Origin of the sequence: Pseudomonas sp. Pseusp3, assembly GCF_047304225.1 — a bacterium.
Taxonomy (GTDB): Bacteria; Pseudomonadota; Gammaproteobacteria; order Pseudomonadales; family Pseudomonadaceae; genus Aquipseudomonas; species Aquipseudomonas fluorescens_CD.
The window spans coordinates 1-16,367 of sequence record NZ_JBGLYV010000002.1 but is presented as its reverse complement, the minus strand read 5'-3'; the positions used below and the strand labels follow the sequence as shown (position 1 = coordinate 16,367).

Sequence of the window (16,367 nt, the reverse complement as noted above, 5' to 3'; positions counted from 1 at the left end):
ATGGCAATCCTGGTAATCGCTGAACTCAACGACGGCGTCTTGGGCGCTGCGACTCTGAATACCGTCACTGCCGCTCAGAAGATGGGTGACGACATCCACGTGCTGGTTGCGGGTTCCAATGTCGGCGCTGCCGCCGAAGCCGCTGCCAAGGTTGCTGGCGTGTCTCGGGTACTTGTTGCCGACAACACCGCTTATGCGCATCAGTTGCCGGAAAACGTTGCGCCGTTGATTGCCACCTTGGGCAAGGACTACAGCCACGTACTGGCCCCGGCTACGACCAACGGCAAGAACTACCTGCCGCGCGTAGCCGCACTGTTGAACGTCGACCAGCTCTCCGAAATCATCGCTGTTGTAAGCGCCGACACCTTCAAGCGTACGATCTACGCCGGCAACGCCATCGCCACCGTGCAGTCCTCGGCTGCCGTGAAAGTGATCACCGTGCGTGCCACCGGGTTCGACGCCGCCGCCGCTGAGGGCGGTAACGCCGTGGTTGAAGCGATCAATATCGTCACTGATGCAGGCAAATCCGCCTTCGTCGGCGAAGAGCTGGCCAAGTCCGACCGCCCGGAACTGACCGTCGCCAAGATCGTCGTGTCCGGCGGTCGGGGCATGGGCAATGGCGACAACTTCAGCCTGCTCTATTCCCTGGCGGACAAGCTCGGTGCCGGCGTGGGTGCCTCCCGTGCTGCCGTCGATGCTGGCTTTGTACCGAACGATATGCAGGTCGGCCAGACCGGCAAGATTGTCGCGCCGCAGCTGTACATCGCCGTAGGTATCTCCGGCGCCATCCAACACCTTGCAGGCATGAAGGATTCCAAGGTCATCGTCGCGATCAACAAAGACGAAGAGGCGCCGATTTTCCAGGTCGCGGACTACGGCCTGGTCGGTGATCTGTTCGAGCTCATTCCAGAGCTGGAGAAAGCCCTTTAAGGGATAGGTTGCCGCTCTCGAAACAACGGTTCCCGCTTTAGCCGGTTCTGCCGGCTTCTTTTTACACGCCACTCTTATAATAAGTACGAAGCACATGCGTGAATTTATGGAATATGACGTCGTCATCGTCGGTGCTGGCCCTGCCGGGCTTTCTGCCGCATGCCGACTGAAGCAGCAGGCCGCCGCAACGGGACAGGAGATCAGCGTATGCGTGGTCGAGAAAGGTTCGGAGATCGGTGCCCACATCCTCTCCGGCGCCGTATTCGAACCTCGCGCCCTGAACGAACTCTTCCCTGACTGGAAAGACCTGGGCGCCCCGTTGAATACCCCTGTAGCCCGCGACGACATCTACCTGCTCCAAGGACCGGAAAACGCTAAGCGAATTCCCCATTTTTTCGTCCCGAAGACCCTGCACAACGTGGGAAATTACATCATTTCCCTGGGCAACCTCTGCCGCTGGCTGGCCCGACAGGCGGAAGGCCTGGGTGTGGAGATCTATCCGGGTTTCGCCGCCCAGGAAGTGCTGTTCGACCAGGGCGGTGTTGTTTGCGGCATCGTCACCGGCGATCTCGGCGTCGACCGCGAAGGCAACCCGAAAGAAGGTTACTACACCCTCGGCATGGAGCTACGCGCCAAGTACACCCTGTTCGCCGAAGGTTGCCGTGGTCACCTCGGCAAGCAACTGATCAAGAAGTACAACCTGGATTGCGACGCCGACACCCAGCACTACGGCATTGGCATCAAGGAAGTCTGGGACATCGATCCGAGCAAACACCAGCCCGGCCTGGTGGTTCACACTGCCGGCTGGCCACTGAACGACGAGAATCCAGGTGGCTCCTTCCTCTATCACCTGGAGAACAACCAGGTGGTCGTCGGCCTGATTGTCGACCTGTCCTATAGCAACCCGTACCTGTCGCCGTTCGGCGAGTTCCAGCGCTACAAGCACCATCCGGTCGTCAAGCAGTACCTGGAAGGCGGCAAGCGTGTGGCCTATGGCGCCCGCGCTATCTGCAAGGGTGGCCTGAACGCCCTGCCGAAGATGGTCTTCCCAGGCGGCGCGCTGATCGGTTGCGATCTGGGCACTCTGAACTTCGCCAAGATCAAGGGCAGCCACACCGCCATGAAGTCGGGCATGCTGGCTGCGCAAGCGACCGCTGAAGCGCTGGCTGCAGGTCGCAAGGGTGACGAGCTCACCGGCTACGTCGATGCCTTCAAATCCAGTTGGCTGTTTGACGAACTGTTTCGCAGCCGCAACTTCGGCGCCGCCATTCACAAATTCGGCGCCTTGGTCGGCGGTGCCTTCAACTACATCGACCAGAATTGGTTTGGTGGCAAAACTCCCTTCACCTTGCGCGACAACAAGCCGGACTACGCCTGCCTGAAGCCAGCCGCCGAGTCCCCACGCATCGAGTATCCGAAGCCGGACTCAAAGATCAGCTTCGACAAACTCTCTTCGGTGTTCCTCTCCAGCACCAACCATGAAGAAGACCAACCGGTGCATCTGCGCCTGGCTGACGCGAGCATCCCGCTCGTCAAGAACCTGCCCCTCTACGACGAACCCGCGCAGCGCTACTGCCCGGCAGGTGTTTACGAAGTGTTGAACAACGATGACGGGATCAAGCGCTTCCAGATCAACGCCCAGAACTGTGTGCACTGTAAAACCTGCGACATCAAGGACCCGGCCCAGAACATCACCTGGGTGGCCCCGGAAGGAACCGGCGGTCCCAACTACGCCAACATGTAATTCCCTGATCAAACAATAAATATGGGTACAACAATGCAAACCAAACTACTGATCGATGGCAAACTGATATCCGGTCTTGGTGCGTCCCAGGCGGTCCTGAATCCGTCGACCGGCGAGGTCATCATCGAAATCCCCGAAGCTGACGCCAGCCAGGTCAATGCGGCCATCGACGCCGCCGAAGCGGCGTTTGAAGGCTGGTCTCGCCTCTCGCCCAAAGACCGTAGCGCAGCACTGCTCAAGATTGCCGATCTCATTGACCTACACGCTGAAGAACTTGCCCGCCTTGAGTCGCTGAACTGCGGCAAGCCTTATCCCGCCGTGCTCAACGATGAACTGCCTGCCGTGGCTGACGTGTTTCGTTTCTTTGCGGGGGCCGCTCGATGCCTGAACGGTAGCGCCGCCGGCGAATACCTGCCGGGGTATACCTCGATGATTCGCCGCGATCCCATCGGCGTCATCGCGTCCATCGCACCCTGGAACTATCCGCTGATGATGGTTGCGTGGAAGATCGCACCTGCACTGGTCGCCGGTAACACGGTCGTCCTCAAGCCCTCGGAACAAACCCCGCTCACGGCACTGCGCCTGGCCGAACTCGTAAACACAGTCCTGCCTCAAGGTACGCTCAACATTGTCTTCGGTCGCGGACCCTCGGTTGGGGCGACGCTCGTGACTCACCCGAAAGTTCGGATGGTCTCGCTTACCGGCTCCGTCGCGACTGGCGCGAACATCATTTCGAGCACCAGTAGCGAGATCAAGCGCATGCACATGGAGCTGGGAGGCAAGGCACCCGTGCTAATTTTCGATGACGCCGATATCGATGCGGCAGTCGAAGGGATCAGGACCTTTGGTTTCTACAATGCGGGCCAGGACTGCACCGCCGCCACCCGCATCTATGCCCAGGAAGGCATTTACGAACAGTTCGTGGAGAAACTGGGCGCAGCGGTAAGCACCCTCAAGTACGGTCTTCAGGATGAAGACAGTGTCGAACTGGGCCCGCTGATCACCTCCCAACATCGTGACCGGGTGAAAGAGTTGGTCGATCGCGCGATTGCTCAACCGCACATCCGAGTAGTCACTGGCGGCAAGCCGGTTGATGGCCCCGGCTACTTCTTCGAGCCGACGGTGCTTGCTGACGCGAAGCAAGACGATGAAATCGTACGGCGCGAAGTCTTTGGCCCCGTCGTGTCGGTCACCAAGTTCACCGACGAAGCCCAGGTACTGGCCTGGGCCAACGACTCCGACTACGGATTGGCATCCTCTGTTTGGACGCAGGACGTGGGCCGTGCCCATCGCCTTAGTGCTCGCCTTCAGTACGGATGCACCTGGGTCAACACCCACTTCATGCTGCTCAACGAAATGCCTCATGGCGGGCAAAAGATGTCGGGATATGGGAAAGATCTGTCCATGTACGGCCTGGAAGATTACACCTCCATCCGCCACGTAATGATCAAGCACTAACTTTTAGTGCCCTGCGGGCTGCACATGGAAGTGCAGACGCCGTTATCTGCATTGCCTCTAGCGTCAATGGATTTTATTTCCGGCTTACAGGCCGCTGACAATAATAATTAAGGTCCGAGACAACATGACGAAATATCAAGACGCCGGCACGGCATTTGAATCCTATACATCAGAAACGCTCAAGGCTAATACCCCACCAAAGTCTCTGTTTCGAGTAACCCTGCTGGGCCTATCCGGCCAACAAGTTGTCCCCAGCGCAGCAATGGCTGCCGGATGCCTTCCTCTTCTGCTTACCGGAGCCGCATTTGCCAGTCTTGTAGCGTTCATGAACTATGGGAGCCGAGTATTGCCACCTCGGCAACCGAGAAGTTTCTTCCCTCGGTCTTTTCGAGTGTGCATCCCGAGTTTGGATCGCCCACGGCCGCGACGATTCTGATGGCTACTTCGGCTGCGATTATTCCGCTGGCACTTCAGGTTTTTGCAGGTGCACCACCGATCCTTTCGGCGAACTATCTTTCTACGCTGTTCTCTCTGTTCTGGATCATTCCATATGTCTTGCTCAGCATAGATGCCATTAAAGAAATCATTAAATCCGGGGAGCAGAATGTAATAAATATCCCGGCAATTGCCATCGGCGGCCTGACGTTTGCCGTCATCCTGGCTTATTACTTCATGATCGAATCCGAGGGTGTATTTGCCTGGCTACCGTACATCATGATCATTATGACAGCAGTCGCCTATGGGGTTCTTGTTGCACTGGAACGCTCTCAGGCAAAGCACTGCCACCCAGCCCGTTAGTTCGCACTCAAGAACCCTATGCAACTTTGGTGCAATAAATAATGGAAACACCACCCAGAGGTCTGATCTATGTCCAACACCATTCACTTCAAGCGTGATGAGATGGTCTATTCGTCTTATGGCGGACAGCCCCTGAACAGGGCTGCCATTTGTCGCCTGGTAGGCACCGATGAAAGCCAGACGATGGGCGCCGGAATCGCTTATTTCGATGACATCTCGATCAACTGGACTGTGCTTTACGATGAGCTGATCGTCGTCCTGGAAGGTGAGTTTGAACTCGTTCTCGGCGAAACCACGATAGCTGCAAAACCGGGTGATGTTATCTGGATTCCAGAAAAGACACCCCTCGCTTACTCGGGCAAAAAAGCCAAGGTCTTTTACGCGCTGTACCCAGTCAACTGGAGCAACTAAAAGCACGTCATTGTTAAACACGCTGATAGGACCTCTAAGATGCCTGCCTCAAAAGATGCGTACCCGCACCTGTTTTCACCTCTTCAAATACGTAACAAGCGCCTGAAGAACCGGATCATGTCTACCGGGCATGACACCTCCATGCCCACCGACAACCTGGTTAACGAGCAGTTAGTCGCGTACCACAAGGCCCGAGCCGAAGGTGGCGCAGGGCTCATTATTCTGCAAGTTGCAGGTGTACACGAAAGTGCCCGGTACACTTCTCATGTGCTGATGGCCACCGATGACGACTGCATTGCCGGCTATCGTCGGATCGCCGATATCTGCCACGCGAATGGGACGGTGGTCTTTTCGCAGATATTCCACCCGGGACGCGAGATCATGGAGTCCAGCGATGGCCCCTTGGCCGTCGCCTACTCGGCCTCCGCCACGCCGAATGAACGCTTTCACGTCATGCCCCGAACGCTCGATCAGAAAATGATCGACGAGATCGTTGCTGGGTATGGTGAAGCCGCTCGCAGGCTGGAGGCCGCAGGCATCGATGGCGTGGAGATTGTTGCCAGCCACGGATACCTGCCGTCGCAGTTCTTGAACCCGCGCATCAATCGGCGCACGGACCAGTATAACGGTGACATCGCGGACAGACTGCGATTCATGGATGAAATCATCGAGGCGGTGCGGGCCCGGACGAGCGAAAACTTCGTGGTCGGGATGCGCATTTCGGCTGATGAACGCGATGCCGATGGCCTGACTGAAGAGGAGTCTCTTCAGGCCGCACAACGGCTCCAGGATCGTCTGGACTACGTGCATATCGTCGCCGGTACGTCAGCAACACTCGGCGGTGCGATTCATATCGTTCCGCCGATGGCGGTTGAAGCGGCATACCTCGCGAATGAAGCCGCCCGTTTCAAGTCGAAGCTGTCCATTGCGCTGTTCGTGACCGGGCGAATCAATGCGCCCCAGGAGGCCGAACTGATCCTTGCCCGGGGACAGGCGGATGTCTGCGGTATGACAAGGGCTCTGATCTGTGATCCGCAGATGCCAAACAAGACCTCCAGCGGGGAGGCCGACGACGTACGCGCCTGTATCGCTTGCAACCAGGCGTGCATAGGTCACTTCCACAAGGGTTTCCCGATCTCCTGCATCCAGCGCCCCGAGACCGGCCGTGAGCTGCGCTACGGCGTTGTCACTGCGGCCCAGGTAAAAAAGCAGGTGATGGTTATCGGTGGTGGCCCCGCCGGCATGAAGGCGGCTGCCACCGCGGCCCAGCGAGGCCATGACGTGTCCCTGTACGAAGCGACTTCGCAACTCGGCGGGCAGGTCCTCCTCGCTCAACTACTTCCCCGGCGAAGCGAATTCGGCGGCGCAAGCACGAACCTCCAACGCGAACTTGAACTGGCCAACGTCAAGGTGTTCAAGAACACCCGCGTAACAGCGCAAATCATCAATGAGGCCAAACCTGACGCTGTCGTCTTCGCAACCGGCGCGAAGCCATACACCCCTTGCTACGAAGCGGGCGGGGATCTGCAGGTCGTCAACGCCTGGCAAATACTTCGCAACGAAGTGAAGGTGGGCCGTTCCGTTGTCGTCGTGGATTGGCGCTGCGATTGGATCGGGCCCGGCATAGCCGAAATCCTGACCAGGGCTGGCCACAACGTTCAGCTTGCGGTGAATGGACTCAACGTCGGTGAGATCCTGCCACTCTACGTCCGCGACAACATGGTCGGTGAAATGCACAAGTTGAAGATCGCGGTGACCACCTATGCCCGGCTTTACGGTTGCGATGACTCCACCGTCTACATGCAGCACACGGCGAGCGGCGAACCCATCATCTTCGAGAACATTGACACCCTGGTTCTGTGCACCGGGCACGAATCAATCGACGATCTGGCTGATCAACTGGACGACAGCATTGCAATTCATCGCGCCGGCGACTGCCTTGCCCCTCGCAGTGCCGAGGAAGCCATCTACGAAGGAATGAAGGTCGGCTGGGCAATTTAGACCTGATTGTCCGATATCACCCTTTAGCCGCAGCGCCTTAGCCTGGCCTGTGGCTCTTTTTTGGGTTCATCGCGTTCCATGCTGTCCTGGCGCAGTTGCTAATGGATCGATTCACACCAGGGCCGAGCCCGCGGCATGGGCGACTTTCGCGTCCTGATCGGCCTTGACCCCGGAAACGCCAATCGCACCGACCACCTGGCCATCGATCAGCACCAGTACCCCTCCTTCCAGAGAGGTCAGCATCGGTGCAGACAAAAAGGCACTGCGCCCTCCGTTGACCATATCCTCGTCGCCCTTCGTTTCGCGGCGACCGAGGGCCGAGCTGCGCGCTTTCTCTGTGGCGATGTAGGCGCTGATCGGTGCACAACCGTCCAGATGTCCAAGCACTAACCCAGGTTTACTTCACTCTCCTCTTCACCCCGTCGCAGATCACCGTTAACCTTGTCCTCCGGCCGAGCCGGCATTCCGTGCCAGCCGATCAAAAAGCTTTCGGAAACCACTGCCACAATGGATATTTCTTCGACTCAACCCGCACTCAACAACGGCAAGGACAACGCTGGAGGCGGACGCGTTCAGGTCATTGACCGCTCGATTGTGCTGCTGCGCACCCTTGCCGGGCTCAAGCATGGCGCCAGTGCGCTGGACTTGGCGCGCCTGACCGGGATCGACCGGACGACCATCCACCGCCTGCTCAAGACCCTGACCTACTGGAGCCTGATCGAGTCCCAGGGCGGCACCTACCGCATCGGACCCGAGAGCCTGATCTATTCGGCGGCCTATCTGAATCGCTTGAACCTGAGGAAGATCGCCCTGCCCTATGCCATCGAGTTGCAGCGCGTCATCGGCGAGCGCCAGGCCATCGTTTCGTTGTCGGTTCCCGTAGGCGATCAAGTTGTGCTGATAGAACGGATGTGGACCCCGTCGACTCCGCTCAACGTGATCGTAGACCTGGCCGACCAGTTTCCCATCGACGGCAGCCCCAGCGGGCGGGCGATACTGGCCACCTACGGCGAATCGACGGCCCTGGCCATCCTGGGTGAAGAGCGCTATGCCAGGGTGCTGCCAGCCCTCGAGCAGATTCGCCGCGAGGCGGACTTTGCCTTCGGTCACGGTGAGTTCAAGCCCGGCCTGTCCTCGGTGGCCTTCCCCATCCGGCCCGAGGCCACAATCGCCATGGGCGCCGTGGTAGTGGCCGGGCTGGAGATGGAGGACGAGACCCACTCCGGTTCCTCCCTGGCCAGCCATGTGCGCCGAGCTTGCGAAGGCATCGCGGCGCAGTTGGGCAGCCTTTAGGACAGCAGGTCGGGGCCGAGAGCCGCCAGCAACCGGTTCTTCTGCACCTTGCCGTAGTGCGAACGTGGCAACTGATCGGTGAAGTAAATCCGCCGCGGCACCTTGTACCGCGACAACTGCGCGCGGCAGTGCTCAATCAATTGCGCTGCCGACACTTGCCGCGTGCCATCCAGCACCACCGCGGCACAGACCTGTTCTCCCCACTCGACGTCCGGCAGGCCGAACACATGGGCGTCGGCCACGCCGGGATGGCCCAACAGGCTCTGTTCGACCTCGCCGGGCTGTACCGATTTTCCACCGCTGCGAATGATGTCCTTACAGCGCCCCAGGACCAGCAATTGCCCGTCATCGCGAAGCCGCCCCAGATCGCCGCTGCGCAGCCAGCCCTGGTCGAGTGTCTGGGCGCTGAGGGCTTCGAGTTGCCAATAGCCGCTCATCAACTGCGGTCCGCCGAGCAGGATTTCGCCGACGCCATTGGCATCGGCCTGGTCGATACGCACCGCCGCAGCAAATACCGGACGTCCCACCAGGCCTTCGGCGCTCTCTCCGGCACGCCGTGCCGCAGCCATCTGCGAAGCCGAGAGGTAGCAGCTCCAGGGCGCTTCGGTCATGCCGTAAAGCACGCTGATCCGCTCGCCAAACAACTGGTACGCGCCGTCCAGGACGTCGCTCGCCAGCGCGGCGGCCCCCACGTCGAGGCTCTTGAAGAAGGGCAAGTCCTCGGGGCCGGCACCCGCTTCGCGTATCAGCCGCAAAAGCTGGGTCGGCACCAGCGAACTGAAGGCGACCCGATACTCGTGCAGTTGCGCGATAAAGCGTTCGCCATCGAAGCGCCCGTCCAGCACCACTTGCCCACCGCTGAGCAGATGCGCCAATACCGCGACAGCGGCGATCGGCCACAACGGGCGGACATTCAACAGCACATCGCCGGCTGAGGCGCCGCGGGCCATGACGATGTTCTGCAGCACCGCGCAAAGGCTCGCATGCCGGTGCATGACCGCCTTGGGCGCGCCGGTGGTGCCGCCGGTGTAATTCAGTGAGGCCAGCGCCTGGGGGGATTGCGCTGGCCGTGGCTGCCCTGCCGGGGGCGCGGCTTCACTCACTGAACTCAAGGGCCGGCACTCGATACCCGCCAGGCGCAAGTCTTCGACCAGTGCCGTGTACGCGGGTGAAAACAGCAACAACACGGCGCCGGCGTCGCGCAGTTGGGCCAGCAATTCGTCCGCGGCCAGCGCCGGATCGAGGGGCACCCGTACCCGGCCGTTGGCCATGCAGCCATAGTCGGCGAGCAGGTAGTCGATGCTGGCGTCGGCCAACAGCGCGACCCGGGCTCCGGGGGCGATCCGCAGCCCGTCCAAGGCGTGGCCGACAGCATCGAGGGCCCGATCGAGCTCCAGGAAGGTCAGGGTCCGAGCACTGGACGGTTCCCGCAGCGCCGTTTCGTTTGGCCATTTGCAGGCGGCCTGGGCAAGCAGCGTACTGATGTCCATGGCTACCACCCGCTCAGGACGATACGTCCACTGACCTGCCGCGACTCCAGCAGCGCATGGGCCAGGGCCACTTCATGAAAAGGCAGCACCCGGTCGATCAACGGCCTGACGTGGCCGCTGTGGATCAGCGCCAGCGCCATGCGCAACTCTTCAAGCGTCGCACTGCCCGAACCCTGAACCTTGAGCCGCCGTCCGATCAACAGGCCCGGATTGATTGGGACGCTGCCAGGGCGCACGTTGCCCAGCACCACCACCCGCCCCCCCAGGGCCATGCAGCGCAGAGTGTCTTGCAGGGTATGCCCGAGGTTATCCATGGCCGCGTCCACGCCGCGCTTGCCGGTCAGCGTCCAGACCTGGGCGCTGTATCCCTCGTTCGCCACGATCACCTCATGGGCCCCCAGCGCATGCAGGAAGTCGCGTTTCTCCGGGCTGCCCGTAACGGCAATCACCCTGGCGCCCAGCGCCCGAGCCAGTTGAATCTGGTGCGCTCCCAGACCGCCACTGGCACCGTTGATCAACACGGTTTCGCCGGGCTTGAGGGCCGCTTCGCCCTGCAAGGCCCGGACGCTGGTCGCGATCGGGCATGACGCCAGCGCAGCCTGGGCATAGTCCAGGCCCTCGGGCAGTTCGACGGCCAAGATAGCCGGCACCCGCAGGTATTGCGCATAGGCCCCTTCGGTGTCCACCGAGGGCAGGCCCAAGGCCCGGCACAGATCCTGGCGCCCGCGCAGGCAGTCCCGGCATTGCCCGCAAAAACGTCGCTGGTAGATCACGACCCTGGCGCCCACGGCCAGTTGCAACACCCCCGCCCCGACCTCGACCACGTCGCCCGCCACTTCATGGCCCAGCACTACCCCGACATGCGCCCCTGGCAGATGACCGGCGCGGTGCAGCAGATCGTGGTGACAAACCCCGGCCGCCTGCACCTTGACCAAGACTTCACCCGGGCCGGCCTGGGGTGTCGGCACCTCTTGCACTTGCAACTGCTCCGGCCCTCCAAAGGCTTTTAGAACTATCGCTTTCATTTTTTATAACCGTTAGTAATTTGGTAAGAATATGTTCGTATAACAAACATGTTGTGCGCATTGTGCGCATAAATTAAGTTTTCCCCACTTTGACGCGGACCTCAAGGGGCAATGCGTCTTTCTTTCACACTCAATGAAATCGAAGTCATGACAGTCGAGTATCAACAGGTTGGCGAAGGTGTTCTGGTGGTCACCCTCAATCGGCAGGAGCGCCTGAACGCCCTGGACAGCCAGGCCAAATATGAGCTGGGCGAGGCCTGGCAGCGCGCGCAGAACGATCGTGCCGTTCGCGCAATCGTTCTGCGGGGCGCTGGCGAGAGAGCCTTCTGCGCAGGCTCCGACCTCAAGGAAATAGCCACCACCGGCGAGACCGTCAGCAGCGAGCTGCTCGCCCGCGCCCTGCCCGGCGTTGGCCATGACCTGAACAAACCGGTGATTGCCGCCTTGCACGGCTACACCCTGGGGCTGGGCATCAGCCTGGCCATCCATTGCGATTTCCGCATTGCTCGGCATGACACCCGATTCAATTTTCCGGAAGTGCAGCACGGTATGCTGTCCGGCTTCAGCGCTATCACCCTGCCGAGCCTGATTGGCGAAGCGGCGGCCCTGGACATCATGCTCAGCGCCCGTCAGTTCGATGCCGATCAGGCGCTGGCCATGGGCCTGGTCAATCGCGTGGTCGACAACCCCTATGACAGCGCCGTGGAACTGGCTACACGCCTGGCCGCGCACTCCGGCAAGGCTGTCGAATGGACCAAGGCCTTGTTACTGGCGGAAAGGAAAAGCCGCCTGCAACGCCATATGGCGCTGGTCGACCAGGCTCGCCAGGACGTCATGCGCGACCGGTAGCGCCCATCAATAAGCGAAAAACCAACACACCCAGCTTCGCCAGTACTGTCAGGCACACCCACCACCAGGAATGGAAAGCGGCACCTCTTCATTGGAGCCTCACCATGTCTCACCCCTGCACCCGTTTTTATCCCAGGCTCAGCCTGCTAAGCGCCAGCCTCCTCGGGCTCTGCGCCAGCCAGGTGACCCTGGCCGAAGAAGACAGACCACGACCGGCGGCTGCCAACGAAACCGCCCTGCAGACCGTGGTCGTTACCGGTGCCCGGGACAGCGGCCGCACCGTGGCCAAGAGCCTGGCCCCTATCGACGTCATCAGTGCCGACGACCTGGCTCGCTCTGGCAAACAGAATCTGCGCGACGCCCTGGCCGCCAGCGTGCCGTCCTATACCAACGCCGCGGGCTTCACCGGCGGCACCGGCCTGTCGGTCAAGTCCGCGACACTGCGCGGGTTGGGCGGCAACCATGTACTGGTGCTGGTCAATGGCAAACGCCGGCACAACACCTCGCTGATTTTCGTACAGAACGCCGCCGCCTCCAGCGGCCAGTCACCCGCAGATCTCGACCTGATCCCCATCAGCGCCGTGGATCACGTCGAAGTGCTGCGCGACGGTGCGGCGGCACAATACGGCTCGGACGCCATCGCCGGGGTGATCAATATCATCCTCAAGGACAACCGTTCCGGTGGTAGCGCCAGTGCACTGTATGGGCAGTACAAGGAGCGGGTTGGCGGCAAGGGCAATTTCGGCGCCCGCGGCCAGGGCCAGATCAACCAGGGCTTCGAACTGCCCAACGACGGTTTCTTCAGTCTCAGCGCCGATATCGGCATTCAGGAAAGCTCCAACGTCGCGGGCGCGGTTCCAGACCGCACCAGTATCTATTTTCGCCAGAACGGCCGGCCCGATCCGCGGGAAACCAGCGAAAGCCGCTATCGCCAGCAACTGGGCCAGCCTCGGGCGCAGACCTACGATTTCGCCTATAACACCGAACTGCCGCTCAACGACGCCTATACCCTGTACTCGTTCTCGACCCTGAGCCACCGCAACTCGACCAGTTGGGGCACCTATCGCACCGCCAACTCGCCGCAAAACATCGTCTCGGTGTACCCGGACGGTTTCTCGCCGCGTTTCGTGGTCGAGGAAGACGACTTCCAGAACGTGTTCGGTGTACGCAACGACGATCTGCTGGGCTGGCATTGGGACCTGAGCACCAGCTATGGCTACAACAACGCCAACACCCGCAACGAACGCTCGCTCAACCCGTCCCTGGGGCCGGACAGCCCCCGCAACATGGATGGTGGCAACCTGATCGCCAGCCAATGGACCAACAACCTGGACCTGACCCGCTCGTTCGACACCGGGCTGTTCGCCAAGCCGTTGAACGTGTCTACAGGCCTGGAGTTTCGTCGCGATGGGTTTGAAATCCAGGACGGCGAGTACGCATCTTACGCCGATGGCGGCTATGTGTTCCCGGTCGGACACCCCCTGGCGGGCCAACGTCCCAACCCGGGCGCGCCAGGGCTGGTGGGTTTCACCCCGGCCGACGCGCATAATTACTCGCGAACCAATACCGCCGGCTACGTCGACTTCAACCAGAGCCTGACCGATAAGTGGGACATGAGCCTGGCCGGTCGTTTCGAGCACTACAGCGACTTCGGCGATACCGGTAGCGGCAAGTTCTCGACACGCTATGCCTTTACCCCGCAATTCGCCGTGCGCGGCACTATCAGCAACGGTTTTCGCGCACCGTCCCTGCAACAGCAGTACTACTCCTCGTCACTCACCGCATGGCGCACCAATCCGTTCAGCGGCGTACTGGAGCAGGCGACCACGCGTTATGTGACCGTCGACGACGCAGCCGGGCAAGCCTTGGGCGCCAAGGATCTGAAACCGGAACGCTCGATGAACTACAGCCTGGGCTTTGTCGCCACGCCGACCGAGAACCTGGACGTCACCGTCGACCTGTATCAGATCGATATCAAGGATCGCATCCTGCAAACCAGCAACCTGCAAGGTACGGCGGTTTCCAACCTGCTGGCCACCCAGGGACTGAACCCCAACCAGATCGTTTCCTACTTCGGCAACCTCGCCGATACCCGCACCCGCGGCATCGACCTGGTGGCCGACTACCGTTACGACCTGGGCCGTTATGGCAAGACCAAGTGGACCCTGCTCAGCAACCAGAGCCTGCAGACCATCGAGAAGATCAAGGAGCCCGCGGCACTGGCCGGCACCGGGATCAGCGCGGTCGGCCGCGACCGCCAGGGCAACCTGACCGACGCCTACCCGAAGAACGTCACCTCCCTGACCGCCGCCTGGCAACTGGGCGACTTCGACCTCACGCTCAAGGAAACCCGTTACTCCAAAGTCACCGGGCGCAATCAGATTTCCGCCAGCCGCGACGAAGAAATCCGCCCGGCCTTCATCACCGACCTGAGCCTGGGCTACTACCTGAGCGACGCGGTGAAACTGACCATCGGTGGGGAAAACATCTTCGACCGCCGGCCCCAGCAGCTCAACGACGAAGCCAAGCGCTTCTACTTCTTCCCCACCGACAACCCGACCTACAGCTGGTACTCGCCCTACGGTCTGGAAGGCGCCTATTACTTCGCCAAAGTCGACGTGAGCTGGTAAGGGCCAATGAACACTCCCAGCACCTTGAGCGCCCATGCTCATCCGCACGCCGACAGCGCGGTACCGGCCTTCGACCAGCGCCTGTACCGAAAACTGGTGTGGCGCATCATGCCGTTCCTGTTCCTTTGTTTTGTCCTCAACTGGCTGGACCGGGTCAACATCGGCTTCGCGCATTTGCAGTTCAAGACCGACCTGAACATCAGCGACGCCACCTTCGGCATCATCGTCGGGGTGTTCTCCATTGGCTACCTGCTGTTCGAGATCCCCAGCAACCTGTTGCTGGAGAAAATCGGCGCGAAGAAAACCATGACCCGAATCATGATCCTCTGGGGGCTGGTGACCATCGCCACCGCGTTCGCCCAGACTCCGGCGCAGTTCTATGTGCTGCGGATCTTGCTGGGGGCAGCCGAAGCCGGGTTCTTTCCCGGCGTGATCCTGTACCTGACCTACTGGTTTCCCGCGACCCACCGGGCGCGGATCACCTCGCGGTTCATCATGGCGATCGCCGTCTGCGGGATCATCGGTGGCCCGCTGTCAACCTCGATCATGGGGCACTTCGCCGGGCTCGGTGGTTTTACCGGCTGGCAATGGCTGTTCGTGGTGACTGGCATTCCCCCGGTGCTCGCCGGGCTGTTCGCCTGGTATTGGCTGGATGACAAGCCGGCCACCGCCAATTGGTTGAGCGATGCAGAAAAGTACGCCATCGCGCAGGCCCTGGCCCATGAACGGCAACAGCGCAAACCCGGCGGTCATCAGCGCTTCGTCGAAGCCCTCAAGGACCGCAAGGTCTGGTTCATCACCCTGGCCTACTGCCTGACCATCATGTGCACCGGCAATGTCACCAACATCTGGGCACCCTCGATCATTCGCGAGTCGGGGATCAGTCACCTCGGGCAACTGGGGCTGCTCTCGGCCGTGCCCTATGTGGTGGGTGTCACCTTGATGCTATGGGCCTGTCGGCATTCGGATCTGCATCAGGAGCGCCGTTGGCACTTCGCCCTAGGTGGCCTGAGCGCGGCGCTGGCAATGCTGATTCTGCCCGGCTTCCTGTTCAGCCCTTACTCGGCGATTGCCGTGCTGACCCTGATGACCAGCGGCTACCTGGTGGCCACGGCGATCTTCTGGACCATTCCCACCTACTACCTGTCGGACCGCGCCAAAGCTGCCGGCCTGGCGCTGGTCAACTGCTGCGGGCAGATCAGCAGCCTGCTGACGCCGATCATGATCGGTGCGATCAAGACCGGTACCGGCGATATCAGCCTGGCGCTCTACATCGTCGCGGCCCTGGTGGCCAGCGGCACCCTGATCCTTTTGTTCGGCGTGCCACGGCACGCCCTGCGCGACGCTTCCTGACCTTCTCGATGGACACTTCCATGACCGATTACCTCGACCTTGCCCAACAACTGGCCACTCAGATCCAACCTGGCGCCGCCGAGCGCGATGCCGGCAGGCTCCTGCCCTATGCGCAACTCGACCTGATCCGCAATTCGGGCCTGGGCGCCGCCCGGGTTCCTGCCGAGCTGGGCGGCGGCGACATCAGCCAGTTGCAGGTGGCGCAGATCTTCATCGCCCTGGGCAAGGCCGATCCCAGTGTCGCCCAGGCGCTGTTCCCGCATTTCGCCACCGTCGAGCACCTGCGTCTTATCGCCAGCCCCGAGCAGCAGCGCCTGTACCTCGGAGCCTTCGTCGAGCGCCAGCTGTCCTCGGGGGCCATTGCCGAACGCAGTGGTACCTTCCG

The 16,367-nt window shown here is 61.0% G+C and carries 13 protein-coding genes and 1 pseudogene; 11 read left to right on the top strand and 3 right to left on the bottom strand.

Annotated elements, in window-relative coordinates:
- The 6 genes from ACCD00_RS01000 to ACCD00_RS00975 all read left to right on the top strand — a co-directional run bounded on the left by ACCD00_RS01000 (position 1) and on the right by ACCD00_RS00975 (position 7,342).
- A complete protein-coding gene (locus tag ACCD00_RS01000) occupies positions 1–930 on the top strand; it encodes an electron transfer flavoprotein subunit alpha/FixB family protein (RefSeq protein ID WP_413421147.1) in 930 nt (309 codons plus the stop codon).
- 94 nt (positions 931–1,024) lie between these two features.
- Entirely contained in the window at positions 1,025–2,674 is a 1,650-nt protein-coding gene (locus ACCD00_RS00995) for a 4Fe-4S dicluster domain-containing protein (RefSeq protein ID WP_413421145.1), read from the top strand.
- A 33-nt stretch (positions 2,675–2,707) separates the two neighbouring features.
- A complete protein-coding gene (locus ACCD00_RS00990) occupies positions 2,708–4,132 on the top strand; it encodes a gamma-aminobutyraldehyde dehydrogenase (RefSeq protein WP_413421143.1) in 1,425 nt (474 codons plus the stop codon).
- 435 nt (positions 4,133–4,567) lie between these two features.
- Positions 4,568–4,930, top strand: a complete 363-nt coding sequence (locus ACCD00_RS00985) for a hypothetical protein (RefSeq protein WP_413421141.1) — start codon at positions 4,568–4,570, stop codon at positions 4,928–4,930.
- Between the two features lie 69 nt (positions 4,931–4,999).
- Positions 5,000–5,341, top strand: a complete 342-nt coding sequence (locus tag ACCD00_RS00980; RefSeq protein ID WP_413421139.1) for a cupin domain-containing protein — start codon at positions 5,000–5,002, stop codon at positions 5,339–5,341.
- Between the two features lie 39 nt (positions 5,342–5,380).
- A complete protein-coding gene (locus ACCD00_RS00975) occupies positions 5,381–7,342 on the top strand; it encodes an FAD-dependent oxidoreductase (RefSeq protein ID WP_413421137.1) in 1,962 nt (653 codons plus the stop codon).
- A gap of 111 nt (positions 7,343–7,453) precedes the next feature.
- Here ACCD00_RS00975 and ACCD00_RS00970 read toward each other — a convergent pair.
- Positions 7,454–7,732, bottom strand: a pseudogene (locus ACCD00_RS00970) (heme-binding protein); the annotation flags it as partial.
- Between the two features lie 117 nt (positions 7,733–7,849).
- Here ACCD00_RS00970 and ACCD00_RS00965 point away from each other — a divergent pair.
- Positions 7,850–8,635, top strand: coding sequence for an IclR family transcriptional regulator (locus ACCD00_RS00965; RefSeq protein WP_413421135.1), 786 nt, complete (start codon positions 7,850–7,852; stop codon positions 8,633–8,635).
- On the opposite strand, the gene ACCD00_RS00960 is transcribed toward ACCD00_RS00965, so the two are convergent.
- Complete coding sequence (locus ACCD00_RS00960) at positions 8,632–10,125, bottom strand: class I adenylate-forming enzyme family protein (RefSeq protein ID WP_413421133.1); 1,494 nt, start codon at positions 10,123–10,125, stop codon at positions 8,632–8,634. The two genes, ACCD00_RS00965 and ACCD00_RS00960, sit on opposite strands and share 4 nt — an antisense overlap.
- 2 nt (positions 10,126–10,127) lie before the next feature.
- Positions 10,128–11,150 carry an alcohol dehydrogenase catalytic domain-containing protein gene (locus ACCD00_RS00955; RefSeq protein WP_413421131.1) on the bottom strand — a complete coding sequence of 341 codons (1,023 nt, stop codon included), beginning with the start codon at positions 11,148–11,150 and terminating at the stop codon, positions 10,128–10,130.
- 111 nt (positions 11,151–11,261) lie between these two features.
- Between ACCD00_RS00955 and ACCD00_RS00950 the strand changes: the two genes are divergently transcribed.
- The 4 genes from ACCD00_RS00950 to ACCD00_RS00935 form a co-directional block, all read left to right on the top strand.
- Positions 11,262–11,999: an enoyl-CoA hydratase/isomerase family protein gene (locus ACCD00_RS00950; RefSeq protein WP_413421129.1), complete on the top strand. Its 738-nt coding sequence runs from the start codon at positions 11,262–11,264 to the stop codon at positions 11,997–11,999.
- 104 nt (positions 12,000–12,103) lie between these two features.
- Positions 12,104–14,629, top strand: a complete 2,526-nt coding sequence (locus ACCD00_RS00945; RefSeq protein ID WP_413421127.1) for a TonB-dependent receptor plug domain-containing protein — start codon at positions 12,104–12,106, stop codon at positions 14,627–14,629.
- A 6-nt stretch (positions 14,630–14,635) separates the two neighbouring features.
- Positions 14,636–15,982: an MFS transporter gene (locus ACCD00_RS00940; protein WP_413421125.1), complete on the top strand. Its 1,347-nt coding sequence runs from the start codon at positions 14,636–14,638 to the stop codon at positions 15,980–15,982.
- A 20-nt stretch (positions 15,983–16,002) separates the two neighbouring features.
- On the top strand, positions 16,003–16,367 hold a 365-nt coding region (locus ACCD00_RS00935; protein ID WP_413421123.1), incomplete at its 3' end, for an acyl-CoA dehydrogenase family protein.